We start from the raw sequence: 18,744 nt of genomic DNA, 5'->3' as shown, positions 1-18,744 counted from the left end.
GCCGCCCTATTCGGCCGCGACCAGTTCGACCGGCACCCCATCGTCGTTGTCGTGCCCTGCTTCGGCGTCGACCTCAGTGTCCTGCCGGGGATCAGCGCTGCCGTCGTCTTCCGGTCCATCGCCGATCAGCGAGGCCAGATCGTCGGCGCCGGCGTCGCCCGCCCCGGCCCCCGCGTCGCCATCACCCTCGTCGATCAGGTCTGCAAGATCGCCCTGCTCGTCGTCGATGGCCTCGGCCGTGGTCGCCACATCGTTGAACCGCATCGCGCTCGGCAGCCACTGGAGCGCCGCCTCCTTGATCGCAGGCTCGACGATCGCCTCGCCAGCGAAGAGCTTCTGGCAGGAGGCCGAGACCTCGGGCTTCTTCTCCGTCGCGTGCCGGCTCGAGAGCGCGGGACCGCCGACCTCGTGGAGGAGCGAGATCAGCGACCCCTTGGACACGCGATCGAAGAAGTTCTCCGAGGTCGGGCGCCACCAGCTGGCCACGTCGACCTCGAGGATGGTGGCGAGCCGGTTCTGGAGCGGGTTTTGAGTGTGGGAGCTGTAATTCTCCTTGGCCTCCAGCGACGTCGCCACGATCCATGCGAGCCAGGCGGACTTCGCCTCGTCGCCCAGCGCGCGGAACGCCTCGAAGCGCTCGACCTTGCCGCCGGGCACTCCCCAGCTCGTATCAAGTCCGTCGTGCACCTCGGCGAGATAGTCGCGTGCACGAGAGGCCGGCACATTGTTGGACATCACCGGATCCTGTGGCCGGGAGGCCGAGATCGTGGTGCCATCGCCCGATCCGCCCATGGTCCGGCCGTCGACCATCGCGAACAGCATATAGTCGAGCGCGAGACCCGGATTGGCGATCAGTGCGGCACCGAGCACGTCCCGGCGCTGTACCGCGAGCTGGTCGAGCAGGACCTGGCTGAGCGCCTTGCCGCCCGGCGCCGCGGTGTCGGGATCGATCTCCTTCGGGGTGCTGCCCGTCGACGTCGTAGTCGTCCCCTCCTCGATCCGGAACGTGGGCGCCTTGATGACGGGATCGGACACCGCCTCCGCATCGATCTCACCCTCATCGTCGGCGTGCCCGCCCTCGGCATCGCCATCGACGGGGTCGGGCTCGACGACCGTCACCGTGATCGGCGTCTCGCTGTAGTAGCTCTCGTTGAGGAGCATGGTGCCGTTCTGTGCGAGCGTCAGGAACGCGCCGACGCGCGAGGCCAATTCGGGCGGCATGAAGACCGGCCGGTTGTCGAGCGCCTCGAGTTCGGCCGCCAAGGCATCGAGCTCGGTTTCCATCACGGCGAAGGCGTCTTCGGCGAGGTCCTCGTCCTGCATGGCATCATGCAGTTCGCCCATGCGCTGCTCGATCTGCTCGGCGCGCTCCGCCTCGGCCAGCGTCATCGGCTGCTCGGGCAGGGTGATCTTGTAGAGGTTGCGCGTCGCGTCCCAGATGCTGTGCGACGCGACCGGACGGATCCAGGCGAGGCCACGTTCGGCACCGATCCGGGTCGCCTCGGCTTCCATGATCGCAGCCGCGAGGCCGCGCGCGATCTCGGGGTGGCGCCACTTCTCGCGGGCATCGCTGAACAGGTCGCGCTCGATGACGCCGCCCGCAGCCTCATAGGCTTCGGCGCCGACCAGCAGCGCGACCGGGTCGTCGGCGCGCATCATGTCGTTGGCGATGATGCGACGGATCGAGTCAGCGTTGTAGTGGCTCATCGAACCATAGGTGGTCCAGGTGCTCAGCTGCGCTTCGTGGCTGGCCGTCGACGCATAGGCCTTGGCCATGTCGAGGGTGATCCGGTTCTCGGCGAGCGCGGTGAAGATCGGCTCGGCGAGGTCCGCCAGGCGCAGACGGCCGTCAATGAAGCGCCGGGTCACGCCGAACCGCTTGGCGACCGCATCGATGTCGGTGCTGCCGGCCAGGAAGTGCTGGAAGGCGCGGCATTCCTCGGTCGGGCTGAGCTTCAGGTGGTGGAAGCTGACGGCGAGCGAGGTTTCGGTCAGCTCGGCATCATTGCCCTTCAGCACCCGCACCGGCACGTCGTACTGGTCGGGATCGATGACGCCGCGCTCGACCAGCAGGTTGAGCGCGCGCAGGCGCCGACCGCCATCGAACACCTCGAACATGCCACGCGAGCGCGCAACCGGCGTGACCAGGAGGTTCTGCAATACGCCGCGTGCTTCGAGGTCGGCCGCGAACGGCTCGATCATTAAGGCCGCGTCAGGGGCGGTGCGGACGTTGCTGGCGGACAGGCGGAGTTTCGAAAGCTTGACGGACTGGTTCATGGGAAATCACCCTTCGTATCTGAGCATCCGACCTATTTCTCGGACACCCATCCCCTTCCCCCTTCTCTCCCTGTCGTTCTGATTGTCCCGGTGAGATCCGTTCGCTCAGGCATTCCAGTATCGCGCGGGCCGCACGATCGGGTTATCTAGTCCCCGCCGGCGATTGGCGGGCTCTCGATGAGCGGACATTTTCATGACGACCGAAACCAACACCGTTGAACTGGCAACCGAGCTGACCATCGCGTGGTTGAGCAATCCCAATACGCGCACGTCGTCGGATGACGTTCCGACGTTCCTGAAGTCGATGCACGATGCCGTTGCTGCCTTGGGCAGCGCTGCTGAGGCAGCGCCGACGGACGCCGAAACGGCGGAATTTACGCCGGCTGTGTCGGTCCGAAAATCGCTTGCTAGCAAGGACCACATCATCAGCATGATCGACGGCAAGCCGTACAAGACCCTGCGCCGTCACCTCTCGACCAACGGCCTTACGCCGGAGGAGTACCGTGCCCGCTACAATCTGAAGGCGGACTACCCGATGGTAGCAGAGACCTACAGCGAGAACCGCCGCGCGATGGCGAAGAAGATCGGCCTCGGCCGCAAGCCGAAGGCGGCAGTGCAAGGAGCGCCCGCGAGCGAGGAGGCACCAGCGTCCGCCGCTCAGACGCCGGCCAAGCGGGGCAAGAAGCTCTCGATCGCGACCGCTTGAATGTAGGATTGACGCCCGCTTTCACCTCAAGGGAGAGCGGGCGTCATGCCCTCAGGCTGCCTTGAGCACCCGAGCCAGGATGGTTTCGGCATCGGTTGCCGGCACGAAGACCCGGGTCTTGTAGGCGATGATCTCCGTGAAGCAGCCCAGCGACTTCAGCCAGGAGAGCTGCGCCGCTGGCGCATCGACGATCTCGACGCGCGGGTTGCCGTTCACGATCGCGCGGCGGATCGTCATCGGGAACGGACGCACCACGTCGACGGCGCGGCCGGACAGGACGGAACTGGCAATGGCATCGACCGGCAGGTCGTCGGTCTTCGCGATCCCCAGCTTGGTGTAGAGCTGGACGACATGCTTGTCGAAGACCAGTCGCCCGAGCCACGAATTGCCGTGGGCGTCGGCGATCCGGTTGACGGCCAGATGATCTGACGGAAGCGCCGACCAGATCGGCAGCAGCAGGCCGGTCGCCAGGCGGATGGTCTCGGTATCGAGCTGCCCGGCCGCCTCCGTGACCTCCTCGGACCATTTGGCGGCGAAGGTCGCCTCGTCCACGACGTCCCATGCGCTCTCGAGCAGGTCCACCTCTCGGAGGTACTCACGCCGACACGGCCGTTGCAGCTCGATGCGGGCAATCGGCTGCCCCTCGTCGTCCATCCATGACCGCGCCCGGGTGCGCAGTGCCACCCTGCCGGAGCGCGCGTTGACCACGAAAGCGACGTCGTCGTGCCATTTCGCCACCTCGAGGATGCGCTCGAGCGAGATGGGATTGCGACGCCGGGAGATCTCGATCGTGAGGAGATGTGAAGTCGCGCCCGACAGCGGGTCGGTGCGCAGCAAGGTGTCGTCGATGACGGTCGCGGTGTCGGCGGTGATCGTCTCGACCCCGACGTCGAGCGTCCCGGCCTCGCGTGCCGCGGCGACGCGCGTCTCGACCAGCGCGAGGAACTCATCGAAAATTAGGTTTTGGATGCCGATCGGCAGCGCGAGCAGCCGGTTGAGCCAGCGCTGGATCGGCGGCAGGTCCTCCTTCAGGACGCCGTCGTTGTCGTGCAATTCCAGCCCGGTGCGTGAGCAAAAGTCGTCCATCGTCGTGCTGGTGAGCTTGCCGGCATCGAGCAGCGCGAACCACGTCAGGAGAGCATCCTTGGCGTATTCGCTTTCGAGGTTATCGGCAGGGTCGAACAAATTCTGACCGCCGGTCTGGCGCTGACCGCGCGTGAGCGCGCCCAGGCTGTCGAGGCGCCGCGCGATCGTCGAGGTGAAGCGCAGCTCGCCCTTACAGTCGGTGGTCACCGGCCGAAACAGCGGCGTCGAAGCCTGATGCGTGCGGTGGGTGCGCCCCAGCCCCTGGATCGCGCGATCGGCGCGCCAGCCCGGTTCGAGCAGGAAATGCGCGCGCTGCTGCTGGTTCTTGGCATCGAGGCTCGCATGGTACGAGCGGCCGGTGCCACCTGCGTCGGAGAACACCAGGACGCGCTTGGTGCCGGCCATGAACGCCGCGGCCTCGACCTGGCTCGATCGCCCCGACCGGGTCTCGAGCTTCTGCCGCCCGTCCGACGTTGGCACGAGACGGCGCGAGCGCCCAGTCACCTCGGCGACCATGTCGGTGCCGAAGTGCTCGATCAGCGCATCGAGCGCCGATTTGACGGGCGGCAGCGCGCAGATGTGTTCGAGCAGCTGGTCGCGCGCGGCGATGGCATCGGGGTTGTGCACCGGATTGCCGTCGATGTCGCTCATCGGCGCCGAACGCGCGGTGCCGGTGTCGTCGGTGTAGGTCTGCATCTGTCGGGTCGGGAAGGCGCGCATCAAATAGTCGGCGATATACTCGGTCGGTGAGAGGTCCACGACCGGGTCCGCGCGCTCTTCGGCCGACATCTGCGACAGGCGCCGATCGAGGATCGCCTCCGCGGTCGTCACCAACTGCAGGACCACCGATTGTTCGGCCTTGAGGTGCTGTTCGACCGCGGCGATCACGGTCGGCAGCTTCATCGAAAGCAGGACCTGCCCGAAGAAGCGCTGCTTGGTCGATTCCAGACGGGACCGTGCCGATGCCTTGGCACCGCTGTTCAGCGTCGCATTCTCCAGCCCGTCGACAACGCCGGTCATCTCCAACGCCGCCTCCATGTTCTGGAGGATGACGCCCCAGGCGTTGGCATAGGTGTCATAGATCTCGATCTGGCCCGGCGTCAGCTCGTGGCGCAGCACGTCGTATTCGACGCCGGCGAAGCTGAGCGCGCGCGAGGTGTAGAGCCCGAGCGCCTTGAGGTCGCGGGCGACCAGCTCCATCGCGGCAATGCCGCCCTTGCGGATCTCGGCGATGAACGCTTCGCGATCGGCAAAGGCGGTTTCCGGCCCCCAAAGGCCAAGGCGGACCGCATAGGCGAGATTATTGACGTCGGAAGCCCCGGTCGCCGACGCGTAGAGGACGCGAGCACCAGGCAGATTGTTCTGGAGCAGGACGCCGCAGACACCCTGTTGGGAGCCTTCCTTCTTGCCCATCGCACCTTCACCGCCGGCGACGCCGCCCATCTCGTGCGCCTCATCGAAAGCGATGACGCCATCAAAGTCGGCACCGGCCCAATCGAGGATCTGCTTCAGACGGCTGCTATCCGAACGCATCGAGCGCAGCGTGGGATAGGTCACGAACAGCACGCCCTCCGCGAGGCGGATCGGCTCATCGATCTTCCAGTTCGACACCGGCTGCACGTCACCGGACATGCCCCCCAGCGCGGTCCAGTCGCGCCGCGCGTCTTCGAGCAGCGGTTCGTTTTTCGACACCCAGATGTGGCGACGTCGGCCTTGCAGCCAATTGTCGAGGATACAGGCCGCGACCTGGCGTCCCTTGCCGGCACCGGTGCCATCGCCGAGGAAGAAGCCCTTGCGGTAGCTGCGCCCTGCTTCGTCGAAGGTAAGGCCGACGCCATTTTCTGCCGGCTTGAAGGTGCCGGGCAGCATCTGGCTCCAGGCGTGGCCAGCGTAGACCACCGTCTCGAGCTGCGACGACGACAGCATGCGCTCGGTCACCGTTCGCTCGGGCAGGTGCGCGACATGGGTAGGGATCGGCGCGGGGATCGAGCCCATCGCCACGGACTCGACCAGTGCTGTTGGATGCTCGCCCGCGATGTCGAAGACGATGCGGCTCGGCCGATACGGCAGATAGCAGCCAACCTGATCGGCGAGGGGTGCCGGCGTCGGCAGTGTCCGGTAGCCGACCGCCACCACGTCATTGCGCACCGGCGCGTGATAGGTGCGTGCGACCGTCGCTTTGGCCTGGCGCGCCGCGCCGAACAGGCTGGGCTTGGTCGCCGGCAGGACGGCTATCGTGGTTTCACCCACCAATGCGGCGCGCGGCGGGATCGTGACGGCGTCCAGAAACTCAGCGACCGAGGCGCGCTGGATAACGGTGTGAGAGGTACTGCCCGCCACCTTGTCGATGACGTAAAGCCGCACCGCGATATCGGTCCCGTGCTTGCGGTAGCAATGCTCGAGCCTGAGCGAGGTGCGCACCGTGCAGCCGGTCAGTACCGCCTCATATGCTGCCTTCAGCCGGGCGCTCGGCGCGAACCAGTCGGGCATGATCGCCACCACTCTTCCGCCCTTGGCCACCCGTCGGATCGCCGCCTGGAGGTGCCTGAGTGCAGCAAGGTCATCCTCGCCGCGCCCGACGCTGCGCGAAAACGGCGGGTTCATCAGAACCACCGTCGGCCGCGGCAGCCGCGCATGAAGGCTCACCAAAGCGGCACCGTCATGTCCGGTGACGATCGCGTCCGGGAAGATGCCGGCGAGACGCTCGCGCCGCTTGGCGTCGATCTCGTTCAGCTGCAGGCTCGCGCAAGGCGGCGCCTGGACGATCAGCAGGCCGTTGCCGGCGCTCGGCTCGAGAACGATGTCGTCCGCCCCGATCGCCGCCATCAGCACCGCGATCGCGGCAATATCGACCGGTGTCGAGAATTGCTGGAGGTTGATCTGCTCCTCGCTGCGCACCGTCTGTGTTGGCAGCAGCTGCATGATCGCAGAGGCGGCGGAGACGTCAGCCAGGCTGGTGATATTGTACGGCCGGGAGGTCAGGTGCAGGGAGACGGCGTGCTCGAGCATCTCGAAGCTGGCGCGCTGCGTCCAACGGCCATCGGCATCCGAGCCACCGAATGCCGTGGTCATCGCTTCGTTGAGGTTACGGCGCGCGATCGGCGTACCGGCCGCCAGTAGTGCGGCGATCGACACTGCGGCGCTATGGTCGGTAACGGGCGGAAGGTCGAGCAGATCGAGCATGGCAGGTTCCCCTTGGGCTTCGCTGCCAATCCGACAGCTCACCGCCTCCCTCCCCCTCCCCTCTCTTTCGCCTCGAGAACCTCGGCCCAATCCTTGAACGGCGCTGGCGGATAGTCCGGCACGATGCTCAGTGCATCCGAAGCGTAGTGCTCAATGCTGCGCGCCACGGCGCGCCGCCCGGAAAGATCGCGGTCGGCCGCAAGGACCAGCTTCGTCACAGAAGATGGGATCGTCAGAAGGTCGAGTCGGCGAGATCCGAACGAGGACCAGCACGGCAGACCTCGGATTTTCGACCAGGCACGTGCACTCTCGAAGCCTTCGGCGAGCCCCAGCGTGGGACCAAGGTCTCCGCCCCGCCATGCGCCGGTTCCGAGGAGTCCAAGGGTTGCCTTGCCGGTATAGCCATCGCCAGTACCGGTCAGAAAAATGCGCTGGAACGCGACCAGGCGCAGACCTTCCCGGACACCGACCAGCAGCGCTGGCTTGAATTTGGTCGTTGGCTTTGGCCCATGCGGACAGCGGGGATGGAAGCGGACGTCGTTCGGCGCCGGCAGCAGATGGCGTGACGCGAGGTAGCGCTCTGCCAGCGTACCCGAAATTCCGATTGCCTCATTCCATAGACGATCGATGTTGGCGGTGCCGGTCGCTCGGACCGGGGCTGGTGGCTCATAGCGCCGTCCAAGGGGAATGCGGTCGAGCTCGCGCAAGATATCGCCCGCATCGCAGCCGGCAAAGCACGTGACCAAGAGCCCGCGGTCACCTTGCCGGATCGAAAGGCTGGGTGTTTTGTCGGCATGGGCAGGGCAGCGGCACATCGCTTTGTATCCGAGCCACGTGCCGCCAAGGGCGCCGACGAGATCGACCATATGCTGGGAAGGTCGGTTGGCGGTGATGCCCACGACAGCGCTCCTCAGCGTTCGTCGCCGGCAACGCCGACGATCGTGTAAGCCGCGGTCTCACCGTCGAAATAGGCCTCGATGGCGCCGTCATCGTTGTCAGCGTACAAGGCAGGCGGAGTGCGCGTTCGGTCGCGGACATAGGCCGCGAGCGCCCGGCGTGCTGTCGCCTCATCGGGATGAACGTCGGCGATGGGCTCCTGCCCCGCCTCCTGGATTAGAAGAAGAACGCGTTGCATAGCGTTGGCCTCGGTGATCGGGTGACCGTCGTCGGTCGCCCTTGTGACGAAGGGTTCGAGCCGCTTTCACGACCCCTCTCTCACTCCCCCCCTCTCCTCTGATCCGGCCGAGGCGCCGGCTAACTCGATTGCGTTTACCACCTGATAAAGCAGGCTTGTTACAGTGGATCGGAACAAGATCCGTTACGCGCTGGTTTGTGGGCAGCGCTCCTTAATTTGAGGTGACGATGAACCAGTTTTCGCAAGTCGAAATTGCCAACTGGATCGCCATCTATTTGGCCGCCGCCATGTGCTGCTCGATCGCGATGTTCCTGTCGGTAGGTGCCACGCTGCATGGCCTGTGGCGGGACAAAGCCTGGCAAGACGTGCGCAGTGTCCGAGGCGCTGCACTATTCCTTCCGAAGGCATGGTGGAGATGGCAGAAGCTTTATCTGCTCTCCACGCCTGTGACTTTAGGAATCGTCAGCTACTTCGCTGCCACGATGTCTTGGTCCTAAGCGTCAGATATCGAGCGTGCGCATGATCTTGCGTGTGGCGATGCCCTGCTCGATCTCCGACGGGTCGATCGTCACAAGGTCGCCTAACATCTTCATGCGTGGGTGAGTGACCGCCTTGGCCGCCTCGTAATCGGCGCTGTCGAAGCCCATCGCCTCCACCACCAGCGTTTTCATCTCCCCGGTCACCCGCGACCTTGCCTCCAGCACGAAGTCAGGTCGGCAGGGACCCTGGGCGGTCATGCTGTCGAACAGTGGCTTGCCGATGGCGAGATCAACCCCTTGGACATCAAGGGCGCGCTGCCCCGCAAGAATGGCGTTCAGTGTCTTGCGTTCGAAGTCGGACTCGACCGGCACGAACAACCGGCCGTTGTGGATCGGCTGCGCATACGCCCTGAGTGGGGCGTAGCCTCTCGCCTCGGGATACTCACCGGCGACAACGAGTACGATGTACGGCCCACTGATGTGGTTGCCTCGGATTGACGGTGACTGGACGCGGGTCGCGATCCGCACGGGATCACCGTTCGGCACGTGGATCTCGTTGCCCCTGATCGCCTGCGCGTAGAGCGCAACGAAGCCCTGAGGCGCGTGCGCCCTCGGCCATTTGGCCGCGAGTGCCCGGAGCGTGCCATAGACGGCATTGCTTTCCAGCGGTCGCGCATGGGTCCAGAACGCGCGGGCGAGCTCGACGCCCGGTGCGATCTCGATCTTGCCTGCGGCTCGACTGAGCGCGGCGAACTCCTCCTTGATCGACCAGTCGTAGCCGAGGCTGAGCGGCGCGATCCTGTTACAGCCGGCGTTGTCGAGGAGGCGCCATAACAGGCGTGCAAGGCGCGGCGTCGAGGCGTTTCGGGTGCGATCGTCCAGGGTGTCATCGTCCGGACGCTGCGACAGTTTCTCCGGCGCGGGCCTCAGAACTTCGAAGAAGCCGGACGGCGGGTCGGTCGGCGTATTGTGAGAGCGGACCTCGGTGATGCGATTGGTGGCCTGGTCGCGGAAGAACGGGCATTCGGCCCGATGCTCCGGCCGTTTCGTGCTGGTCAGGCGCCGCAGATAGTAGGTTTCGGCCTCCGACAGATACGCCGGCGTCAGGATCGGCGGTGCTTTGTCGTGGCCAAGGCAGTCGCAGGCGATCCAGCGCTGACCGATCCGCGCGTTCTGGACCAGCGTCACACCGGCCTGTTCGTCGTGGAAGGAGCCTTCCCCGACATACCAGCGCACCAGAGCCTCGCGTAGCGGAGCCGGCAGAGGGATACGGTCCCGGCTGTTTCCATCTGTGTCGCGGTGGATCAACCACATGTCCGACTGACCTCAAGGAGGTGATCCCGGCAGTTTCGGCAGGTTCCCTCACCTTGACAAGCGTAAATTGGTTGATCTCAACTCTTGGAAGACACGCCGTTTAGGGGTTTTCCGTGCGAAATTCAGTCTCCACCATCGCATTCTGCGCGAGCGTTATCCTCGCGTCGCAAGCCGTCGCCGCTCCGAAGCGCGGGCCGGTGCGCAAGGTGCAACTCATCTCTATGACGGGGCCTGCGCCGCTCGAAGGGGACGCTGCTGTCTCCGATCGTGGCGAGACAGCTGAGCTTGGTGAGGCCCCACCGCTGCCGGAGGCGTTCCAGGTCCACGATCTCAGCCGACGCTACGTGCAGTTTCGTATGCAGCAGGAGATGGCTGCGACAGCACAAATGCAGGGGCCGTCAGTCGGGCCGGCAACACCACCAGCTCCGGTTGCGGCCGTTTCGTCGATCGCCGTGCCAGGCTGGTTACGTGGCGCAACCGCTCCCTTCCAATCGGTATCGTTCAAGCCTGGGTGCGCTCCCCTCACCTACAGACCAGCGGGCTTCCTCACCCGCGGCGCAGAGGCCCGTCGGGCCGCGTTCTATGGGATGATGAGCGCGATCGCGTGCGAGCAGGGCATTCCGCCCGGGCTCTTCGACGCGATGATCATTCGGGAAAGCGGCTATAATCCGGTCGCGGTCTCGTCGGCCAATGCTTACGGGCTCGTGCAACTGATGCCGGGCACCGCCTTCGGATTGGGCGTCGATCGCTACGATCCGCTGCAGAACATGCGGGGTGGCGCCCGTTATCTGCGCCAGCAGCTCGATCGCTTCGGGCAGGTACACCTTGCCCTTGCAGCCTATAACGCCGGTCCGGGGCGGGTTCGCGGTGGGTTGGTGCCGCGGATCACCGAGACACAGGCTTACGTCAGCAACATCATCGCCAACTGGTCACGTCTTACCTCTCCACCGGGATCAACATCGACCGTCTCGACGCTGCCTCAAGGGTATAGAAGCGTCGCCTTCACCCAGTTCTGAGTCTGCCATAGCCGCAGCCTGGACGGCCTGATTCGACAGGCCAACAGAATCCGCATGCTCCACTCGGGAGCATTGTGGCGGCGATAGCCGACACTCCTGGAAGTCGATCTTGAAATGCCGGCTCGGTTGGTCGTCGGAGGGTTATGCCGGACTGTTCTTCGACAGAGCGTTGGCCGCCTAGGCCAACTCCTTTTGGGCAATATCAAATGAATCCATTAGCGGTTTCGAACCAATGTGAGCCTCACGCTCAGCACGATCGATACCGGCTCCCAAACGAGCCATCATGCGGCCAAGCGGCCCGCTGAGCGTCGCCTCCGCAAATTCCTTGCATGAGAGCGTCGCTAGCATGGCCTTGGTCTTCTCGACTTGCTCCGCCTGTTGGTCCTCGGCGTCGACCGGGACAGGAGCGGGACGCATCCAGCGCGGCAGAAGCGCGAGCACGTGCGAGGGTAGCTGCGCCCGATAGGCGTTCGATGTCTGCGCATAGCGCGGCCCCGCGCCCTCTCCCGGGACGCGCTTGAAACGGCGTTGGCGCACGATGAAACCAGCGCTCTCCAGAGCGGAGAGGGCGCGCGTGATGGTAGCTCGCCCATAGTTTGTTCGATCGGCGAGATACTCGTAGGTCGGGAACACCCGTCCCTTGTTCAGCCGAGCGAGAGTTAGGAGCTCTTCGAACACGCGCACGCTGCTGGCCTGTAACGATGCAATCGCGCGCTCGGCGACGCTTAGCTTGCGCTCGCCAAGCCGGGCAATGCGCCGGAGGCTTCGCCCTGCATCAAGGGCTTTGCGGGCGGCGTTGAGCAGCCGGTTCGTCTCGCCCTGCCCTGGGATCGCCCAGAAGCTATCCTCGAACGTGCCAGCTTCCATACTGCCACGCAGCACAGGGACGCCGGTGCGATGCACGGCGCCCGACCGTGCCGGCTTCGACCGCACGGGTATGCCGGAGAGCATGCTGGTAAGCGCTCCTCCGAGGGTAATAGCGTCCATTGCCTTCCTCCATGGTGGAGGCCGGACCAGGCAAAGCGATAGCGTGGCGCGAAGCGCGCTCCCTTGAACCGAGGCTCTGAAGCCGCTATGTCAGCAGGATGGTAGGGTCCTGTTTCACGCTTGCCGGCGTGGACATAGAAACTCGAGGGTGCCCGGCTTCGGCCGGGCATTTCCTTATGTGGTCACAGCCGTTTCCCATTTGACCACCCGCGTCAGGCGAGCGGCCTCGCAGCCAATGTGACCGAGAATCCCCCTCGATGAAACATTAACAATTCGTGCTTTCAACTACACTGCGCGGAAAATCCTCGTGCTTTCGACGACACTCGTCACTTTACTCTTCGTGCTTTCGACTACACTCGGCCGAGATCTTCGTGCTTTCAACTACACTTCGGAGGGTCGCATGGGCCGTAAAGTGCTGCGCCCCTAATCCGCCGGCGCCGTTTCGCTCGTGTGATTCGCTTGGGCATGCGGGACGATGCTGACGATCTCAGCATCGACTTTCCTCGACGGTATACCAGAGGTGGCCAATGGTTTCTGAAGCGACAGCGTAAAGCCCGGAATGGAATCGCTCTCGATGATGTTCTTCAGGACACCTTTGAATTGCCGTGCCGAGCTCTGGTAGCCCAATTGTAGACGAAGTTGCTCCAATGTCGTGCTGATCGGGCCGTCGATACAAGAGGAGCGCGCGACCTCGTACAATCGTCTCTCGACAGGTCCCAGCTGGAAGTAGCTGGGCACATACTCCAGAACATGACGATCCTTGAGGATCGCGCGGAACAGCCAATCGCAGAGCCGCACCTGCACCGCCTTCAGTCTTTTCTCTCCGGTGGGGCTCTTCGAATAATGGAGCTGGGCGGCTTCCAGCCACGAAAAGAACCCCGCCTTTCCTTCCCCGCCGGACTCGATATCGGTCTTGATCTGTGTGCCTTGTAGACGTTCCAGGGCTTCGAAGAGACGGTCATACGATCGCTTCGAGCTATTGACGCCAGTCACTCGGAAGAGGTCGTTTGCAGTGAAATAGAAGTCCTGGGTTACAGGCTGTCCAGCATCAAGCTTCGACACCATGAGACTGGCGATATAGAGAAGTATTTCCTTGTCGTAGATCGTTGCGATCCCCTTGGGCCCGGGACCAATCTCGATCGAGACACTGTCGGTCTTGTAGATCAGCGGCTTCGTCCATGCCGTCTTTGCCAGCGCGAAGAAGGGAAAAGCCATAAGTGACCGCTCGCCCTGAACCCCACTCAGAAGCGGGCTATCGAAGGCGAAGAGGTCTCCCTGGCTGCTGATGCTGTCGGTCATTCTGGTTATCTCCGGCTTCGCGGACGGATACCCGCCTGGGCTGGCTCATCCAAGGCCCCGCTACGACCCGCCAAGCGAGTGTCGTCGAAAGCACGAGGAGTGTAGTCGAAAGCACGAATCCACGACCGGTATAGGAGGGGATGCGCAGGCGAACGGGGGTTCGAACCGCTGAATTTCGTGCTTTCAACTACACTCCCCGGTCTGGGAGGCGGCTCAATCTCGGACAGGCCACCGATCCTGCTCCCCCCTCCCTCTTGCCCTTGAGGAGGTGATTGGCGCGCAGCCGGCGCCAGCGGGGGTGTAGCATTCGGGAGATAGAACGATGTCCGAGGCCTCGTGTAGGGCCTCGTCGGCGCTTAGCGCGCTACGGCTCGCAGGCCGCTTGTGCGATCAGTATTTGGTGTGGTCGAGGCGGTCGTCCTTCCGGCCGATCAGGTCGGTATACAGGTCCTTGAGCATCTCGAAGATGGCGTTGTGGATGCGAACGCCGTGCTCCTTGCGGATGTCCTCCGACTGCAGCCCTGAGACCACCTCAAGAAGGGATGCCACCTTCATCGGCAGTCCCTGGACCACCACCGCGATGAGCGCCACGACCGCAGCCATGTCCTCTGCGCTCACGGGCTCATTGTTGGTGATCATGTCGTTAGCCAGAGCGACTTCCAGCGCGCCGGCGCCCATCGACGCGAGGATCGCTTCAGCCTCTACGATGCTGATGGGAAGCCGGTTCTCATCCCTCAGGATGCGATTGATCCGGCATCGATCATAACCTGTGTTTTTCGCGACGGTTCGCTGGCTCAGGCCCTCGGCCTTCATGCGAGCAACGATGTAATCTGCTATCGTGTACGGCCCACGGAGCGCCGGAGCGCTCGATTCGGTCACCTTCTGAAGTGCCCCCATTGCCTATCCCTCCCGGAAACGCCCTTAACCGATACCCCCGCCAAGCGGCTTTGCAACCCCGGCGTTAGCACGAACTTAATCATTCCAAAGGGTCGGCAGCCGCTACCTTATGGGAATTACATTCGTTTTGGTTCTTACCAGTGATTTCGCATACTTCTTGGCGGCCTCGGGCGTTAAACCGAGCTTCGCAAGAATGTCGGTCTTATTCTCCTCCACGATGAAGTCGTACAGGATCAAAGAGACGGCGTCAGCAAAAGCGACTGACGTCCCCATCGCTTCTTCGAGCATAGCCGTCGCTCCCTCGATGGTGGAGGCGCTGCTCTCGAGGATTGTAAATTTCAGCGTAATGTCACCCTCGGTCGGGATAACATCTAAGTGCTGGCGCAGGTTTTCCGCCGTATAATATTGCGGAAGCGTCGCGACTGCCTCGGCGCGGCAGTCCACCACCTCTCCTAGGACGCACATACTTCGCTGCTTATTTGAGAAGAGGCGAACGCTCTCGGTCGCCAGCCGCAGATAGAACTCAGAGACCTCTAATTCGCAGTCTTTTTCTTTCGCCAACATCATCGATCTCTTTGTTCACCTGCGCTTTGAGTCCGCAGTCGGCCTTTCTCGTCGGTAAGCGACCATCCCTGGGAGTAAAACACCTTGTCGAAGCTCCCGTCACGCGAATCTAGGTTTCATAACAGCGTTGCCCCCGTTCAAACACCATGGCGCATATGTGCGCCACCATGTCTCACGAGAGCGACAGCCTGTCGCAGATGTGCGCCACCGTGTCTCTTAGCCGCGCCAGCGTGTCTCACATTCGCGCCACGGCATCGGCGCAGGGACAAAAAACTGGCTCGATGAGTCGGAAATAGCGGCGGACCCGAAAGTTCCGCCGGATTGGCGTTGCCGCTCAACAATCAGCCGGACACCCTTCCTTTGGGCGCGCTGAAATGCGCTCGATCGAATGGAGACCTCCACATGAAGAGCATGCTCAAGATCGGCCGTCGTGCCGAGACGACCGCCCTGGCGGCGATCGGCGTCGCAGCGGCAGCCGCCGTGTTCGCGTCGCCGGCCTTCGCCGGTGCGGACGCCACCTTCAACACCGCGTTGAACGCCTTCACCGGCTTCCTCGAGGGTTCGGGCGGCAAGATCATCACCGTTCTGTCGCTCGCGGGCGGCGTTGTCGGCCTCGCCTCGGGTCGCTTCTCGCTCGGCCAGGTCGCGATCCCGGTCGGCGTGGGCGTCGGTGCCGGCACCGGTATTCCGATCGTGACGTCCACCGTCACCGCAACGATCTGAAGCCGACCGGGTCGGCGGAGATAGCAGCTCCGCCGACACCGTCTTTGAAGGTGGCGTGATGTCAGCCGACAAGTACGTGATCCCATCGCACCTCGACGACCCTGAGCTGATCGGGTTCTGGACGCTCGACGAGTTCCTCGCGATGGTCATTCCCTTCACCTGGGGGATCCTGTCCCAACACATCGTTATCGGGATTGGCTTAGCTTTTCTCGGCTGGTGGGCCCTTCGGAAGGCCAAGGCAGGACGGGCGACGTCGTGGCTCATTCATCTCGCATACTGGCATCTGCCGGGCGGCTTCCCGTCGCTCAAGGCCACGCCACCTTCCTACCTCCGTTTGATGGTGGGCTGACATGGACTTCTCCTACCAACACGCGCAGTCCCAGCGCGTCCTGCGCCAGCGCAACATGCTCGGCATCACCGCAATCGTGCTTGCCGGCATCGTCGGCCTGCTCCTGCTCTTCTCAGCGAACCGCGATCGCGAGGCAGTGCTGCTGCCGATCCTGGACGGCCCGCTGCGGGTCTCGAGTTCGGGCGTGACGCGCGAGTATCTCGAGCTTGTCACCCGCGACACCGCGGTGCTGACGCTCAACCGCACGCCCAACAGCCTCGACTATTGGATGAAGCAGGTGCTCGCGATCGTGTCGCCGAAGTCGCAGGGCGCGATCAAGGCCGACCTTCTCAAGATCGTCGATGACCAGCGCGGATCCAGCATGTCCCAGTATTTCACGCTGGAGGGCATGGAGATCGATCCCAAGGCGCTGCAGTCGACCGTGTCGGGCAAGCTCAACACCGTCATCGGGCAGAAGGTCGTCTCATCCGAGCAGCGCACCTTCGTCTACGACTGGGAATACGTCGGCATGAGCCTGAAGCTCGTCGGCTTCCACATGGTCCAGCCCAAGAGCCGCACGGGAGTCTCGATGTGACCGCCCTCTACGCGTTCGGAAGCGCCGCGCTTGGGACTGCCCTGTCGTCGCGGACCTTCTGCCTCATCAGTCGTATCATCGGCGCCGCCTTGATCGCGGTCGCCGTCTTCGTCTTTGCGGCGCCGGCGTTCGCCGCTGGTGACCAGACGCTGATGGCTGCGGACGGTGCCCAAGTATCCTGCAACGCCTCCGCGAAGGACCTGACCCGCATCAGCCTCGTCGGCGACGAGTTCGCCGGTGTGTCAAAGATCAACACGGGCAATCCGTCGGACGACTTTTCAGTCGTCAACGAGCCGGTGCGCGGCGACATTTACCTGTCGGTCCCGGAAGGTTTCGGGCGGCAGGTCCTGTCGTTCTTCGGCACCTCGAAGCGCGGCTATGTCTACAAGTTTCAATGCCGGATCAGCGGGGACCAGGCGGTCCAGGTGTTCGTATCGAACCCCGCGATCGCCAAGGCGGATGCGGCCGAAGCCGGCCAGACCAAGGTTGCGGCTACCACCTCGCCAGAAGACGCCGCGGTATCGCTGGTCCAGGCGATGTACGCCAACAAGTCGGTCGACGGCTACGAGATGCGTCAGCGCTCGCTGAAGCCCGTCTACGTCGGCAACCTCAAGGTGCAGATGATCGCCGAATATCGCGGCGAGGCACTGACCGGCCGCGTCCTGCGCATCGAGAACAAGGGCACCGCCGAAACCACGCTGACCGAGGCGAGCGTGGCGCCCGCCAGCTCGCTCGCGGTGTCGATCGCCGAGCCCAAGCTCGCGCCCGGTCGGGTCACGACCGCCTACCTCGTCTCGCGAAACGGAAACTGAGCCATGGGCATCAAGAACATCTTTTCCCGCGAGCGTAAGCCGCTCGATGCGCCGGAGGCCGGTGACGGCGTCTCGCCGATCGCCTCCGAGCTGGATGGCAACACCCAGATCCACAAGAAGCAGAAGATGATCCTCGCCGGCGGTGTCGGGGGTCTGGCGCTGGCATCATGCTTCTGGATCTTCGGTAGCGACGACAACGCCGCCAAGAAGATCGATCCCGATAGCGCCGACAAGAAGACCGTGTCGGTCGCCGACATGGCCAACAAGACCAAGTCGGAGCAGGAGTGGATCGCGCAGTCCGAAAACCGCTTCCAGTCCAACGAGAACCAGCTGAAGAGCGTCGAGGGCACTAATGCGCGGGTCGCGCAGCTGTCCCAAGAGATCGATGCGCTGCGGGCGCAGAACACCTCGATGTCCTCGGATGGGCAGCGTGTCGTCTCGGCCTACCAGGCGGAAAACGAGCAGCTTCGCCGGCAGGTGAACCAACAGGCCGCGGCGCCGCAGCCGGTCGCAGGCCCGCAGGCGATGTACGGCCCGGGCAGCGCCGCAGTCTACGGCAGTCCCGGCGCCGCTGGCGCTGGCTCCCCGCGTGACGTCGCACCTGCGCGGCTGAGCGAAGTGAAGATGGTCTCCTTCGGCGCGACCGAGACCGGTACGGCGTCCAAGATCGCCAAGGGCAGCACGGTTTACACCGATAGCCCCAACTATCTGCCCGCGAACAGCTTCGCGACCGCCAAGGTCATCGTCGGCGTCGACGCCGCGGCGGGCGTGAACAGTCAGACCGATCCGCTGCCAGTCGTGCTGCGCATCACCGGCCCAGCGCGCTCGGTGCTGCAGAACGGCAAGCTGCTCACGACCAAGATCCAGGGCTGCCTCATCAACGGCGCTGCGCGCGGCGAGCTGTCGAGCGAAAAGGTCTACATCAAGCTGCAGAAGATGACCTGCCCGCAGCCCGGCGGCCGCTACGCCGAGTCCGAGGTAAAGGGGTTCATTGCCTTCGGCGGCAAGACCGGCGTGCGCGGGCGCGTGGTCAGCCGCGAAGGCTCGCTGGTGAGCCAAGCATTCATCGCAGGCCTCGTCGGCGGGATCGGCAAAGGTTTCGCTGCGAACTCCAATTCCTTCCTGCAGGGCACGAACGTGCTGGTGAACGGCAAGCGCCAGCAACTCGGCGTTGGCGACATCGCCCAGGGAGGCATTGGTAACGGCATCGGTGAGGCCGGCGACATGGTCTCCAAGTACCTGATCGAGCGCGCCGAGCAGTACCAGCCCGTCATCGAGATGCCGACCGGCGTCGACGTCGAGATCGTCTTCCTGGAGGGTGTGTATGTCCGAAACTAAGAGCT

General features: G+C 63.9%; 17 protein-coding genes. 8 read left to right on the top strand and 9 right to left on the bottom strand.

Translation table 11 applies throughout. The features are described from left to right. Nucleotides 1–6: 6 nt before the first annotated feature. On the bottom strand, nt 7–2,277 hold the full coding sequence (locus BSZ14_RS03690; protein WP_076709850.1) for a ParB/RepB/Spo0J family partition protein: 2,271 nt from the start codon (nt 2,275–2,277) through the stop codon (nt 7–9). A 193-nt stretch (nt 2,278–2,470) separates the two neighbouring features. Here BSZ14_RS03690 and BSZ14_RS03685 point away from each other — a divergent pair, with 193 nt between their 5' ends. Further along, nucleotides 2,471–2,983 carry a MucR family transcriptional regulator gene (locus BSZ14_RS03685; protein ID WP_076709849.1) on the top strand — a complete coding sequence of 171 codons (513 nt, stop codon included), beginning with the start codon at nt 2,471–2,473 and terminating at the stop codon, nt 2,981–2,983. A 51-nt stretch (nt 2,984–3,034) separates the two neighbouring features. On the opposite strand, the gene BSZ14_RS03680 is transcribed toward BSZ14_RS03685, so the two are convergent. The 3 genes from BSZ14_RS03680 to BSZ14_RS03670 are packed head-to-tail and all read right to left on the bottom strand — an operon-like array spanning nt 3,035 to nt 8,387. Then, entirely contained in the window at nt 3,035–7,252 is a 4,218-nt protein-coding gene (locus tag BSZ14_RS03680; RefSeq protein WP_076709848.1) for a strawberry notch-like NTP hydrolase domain-containing protein, read from the bottom strand. 38 nt (nt 7,253–7,290) lie between these two features. Further along, nucleotides 7,291–8,151 carry a DUF7146 domain-containing protein gene (locus tag BSZ14_RS03675; protein WP_076709847.1) on the bottom strand — a complete coding sequence of 287 codons (861 nt, stop codon included), beginning with the start codon at nt 8,149–8,151 and terminating at the stop codon, nt 7,291–7,293. 11 nt (nt 8,152–8,162) lie between these two features. After that, the gene (locus BSZ14_RS03670; RefSeq protein ID WP_076709846.1) at nt 8,163–8,387 is read right to left on the bottom strand and encodes a hypothetical protein; all 225 of its coding nucleotides are present in this window, start codon (nt 8,385–8,387) and stop codon (nt 8,163–8,165) included. Between the two features lie 227 nt (nt 8,388–8,614). Between BSZ14_RS03670 and BSZ14_RS03665 the strand changes: the two genes are divergently transcribed. After that, nucleotides 8,615–8,884, top strand: a complete 270-nt coding sequence (locus BSZ14_RS03665) for a hypothetical protein (RefSeq protein WP_076709845.1) — start codon at nt 8,615–8,617, stop codon at nt 8,882–8,884. A gap of 3 nt (nt 8,885–8,887) precedes the next feature. Here BSZ14_RS03665 and BSZ14_RS03660 read toward each other — a convergent pair whose 3' ends face one another. Continuing rightward, complete coding sequence (locus BSZ14_RS03660; RefSeq protein ID WP_076709844.1) at nt 8,888–10,180, bottom strand: hypothetical protein; 1,293 nt, start codon at nt 10,178–10,180, stop codon at nt 8,888–8,890. 113 nt (nt 10,181–10,293) lie between these two features. On the opposite strand from BSZ14_RS03660, the gene BSZ14_RS20155 reads away from it, so the two are divergent. Next, nucleotides 10,294–11,196: a lytic transglycosylase domain-containing protein gene (locus BSZ14_RS20155; RefSeq protein ID WP_274533636.1), complete on the top strand. Its 903-nt coding sequence runs from the start codon at nt 10,294–10,296 to the stop codon at nt 11,194–11,196. A 177-nt stretch (nt 11,197–11,373) separates the two neighbouring features. On the opposite strand, the gene BSZ14_RS03650 is transcribed toward BSZ14_RS20155, so the two are convergent. From BSZ14_RS03650 to BSZ14_RS03635, 4 genes are all read right to left on the bottom strand, one after another. Then, complete coding sequence (locus tag BSZ14_RS03650; RefSeq protein WP_241823622.1) at nt 11,374–12,099, bottom strand: helix-turn-helix domain-containing protein; 726 nt, start codon at nt 12,097–12,099, stop codon at nt 11,374–11,376. Between the two features lie 507 nt (nt 12,100–12,606). Then, entirely contained in the window at nt 12,607–13,482 is an 876-nt protein-coding gene (locus BSZ14_RS03645; RefSeq protein WP_076709842.1) for a replication initiator protein A, read from the bottom strand. Nucleotides 13,483–13,872: 390 nt separating this feature from the next. Next, the gene (locus BSZ14_RS03640) at nt 13,873–14,361 is read right to left on the bottom strand and encodes a hypothetical protein (protein WP_156884411.1); all 489 of its coding nucleotides are present in this window, start codon (nt 14,359–14,361) and stop codon (nt 13,873–13,875) included. Between the two features lie 120 nt (nt 14,362–14,481). Next, nucleotides 14,482–14,943: a hypothetical protein gene (locus BSZ14_RS03635; RefSeq protein WP_076709841.1), complete on the bottom strand. Its 462-nt coding sequence runs from the start codon at nt 14,941–14,943 to the stop codon at nt 14,482–14,484. Between the two features lie 402 nt (nt 14,944–15,345). Here BSZ14_RS03635 and BSZ14_RS03630 point away from each other — a divergent pair, with 402 nt between their 5' ends. The 5 genes from BSZ14_RS03630 to BSZ14_RS03610 are packed head-to-tail and all read left to right on the top strand — an operon-like array spanning nt 15,346 to nt 18,739. Beyond that, nucleotides 15,346–15,666, top strand: a complete 321-nt coding sequence (locus tag BSZ14_RS03630; protein ID WP_062126101.1) for a TrbC/VirB2 family protein — start codon at nt 15,346–15,348, stop codon at nt 15,664–15,666. Between the two features lie 58 nt (nt 15,667–15,724). Beyond that, nucleotides 15,725–16,015, top strand: a complete 291-nt coding sequence (gene traL, locus BSZ14_RS03625) for a type IV conjugative transfer system protein TraL (RefSeq protein WP_076709840.1) — start codon at nt 15,725–15,727, stop codon at nt 16,013–16,015. A 1-nt stretch (nt 16,016) separates the two neighbouring features. Continuing rightward, nucleotides 16,017–16,589, top strand: coding sequence for a type IV conjugative transfer system protein TraE (locus BSZ14_RS03620; RefSeq protein ID WP_062126109.1), 573 nt, complete (start codon nt 16,017–16,019; stop codon nt 16,587–16,589). After that, nucleotides 16,586–17,401 (top strand): type-F conjugative transfer system secretin TraK, encoded by an 816-nt coding sequence (locus tag BSZ14_RS03615; protein WP_062126112.1) that lies wholly within the window; start codon nt 16,586–16,588, stop codon nt 17,399–17,401. The genes BSZ14_RS03620 and BSZ14_RS03615 overlap by 4 nt, the downstream gene beginning before the upstream one ends. A 3-nt stretch (nt 17,402–17,404) precedes the next feature. Then, the gene (locus tag BSZ14_RS03610; protein WP_076709839.1) at nt 17,405–18,739 is read left to right on the top strand and encodes a TraB/VirB10 family protein; all 1,335 of its coding nucleotides are present in this window, start codon (nt 17,405–17,407) and stop codon (nt 18,737–18,739) included. The last annotated feature ends 5 nt before the right edge of the window (nt 18,740–18,744 follow it).

This window comes from Sphingomonas sp. Sph1(2015) (assembly GCF_001970915.1).
GTDB classification, from domain to species: Bacteria; Pseudomonadota; Alphaproteobacteria; order Sphingomonadales; family Sphingomonadaceae; genus Sphingomonas; species Sphingomonas parapaucimobilis.
The sequence above is the reverse complement of the archived record's forward strand: the minus strand, read 5'-3'. Positions and strand labels throughout refer to the sequence as shown.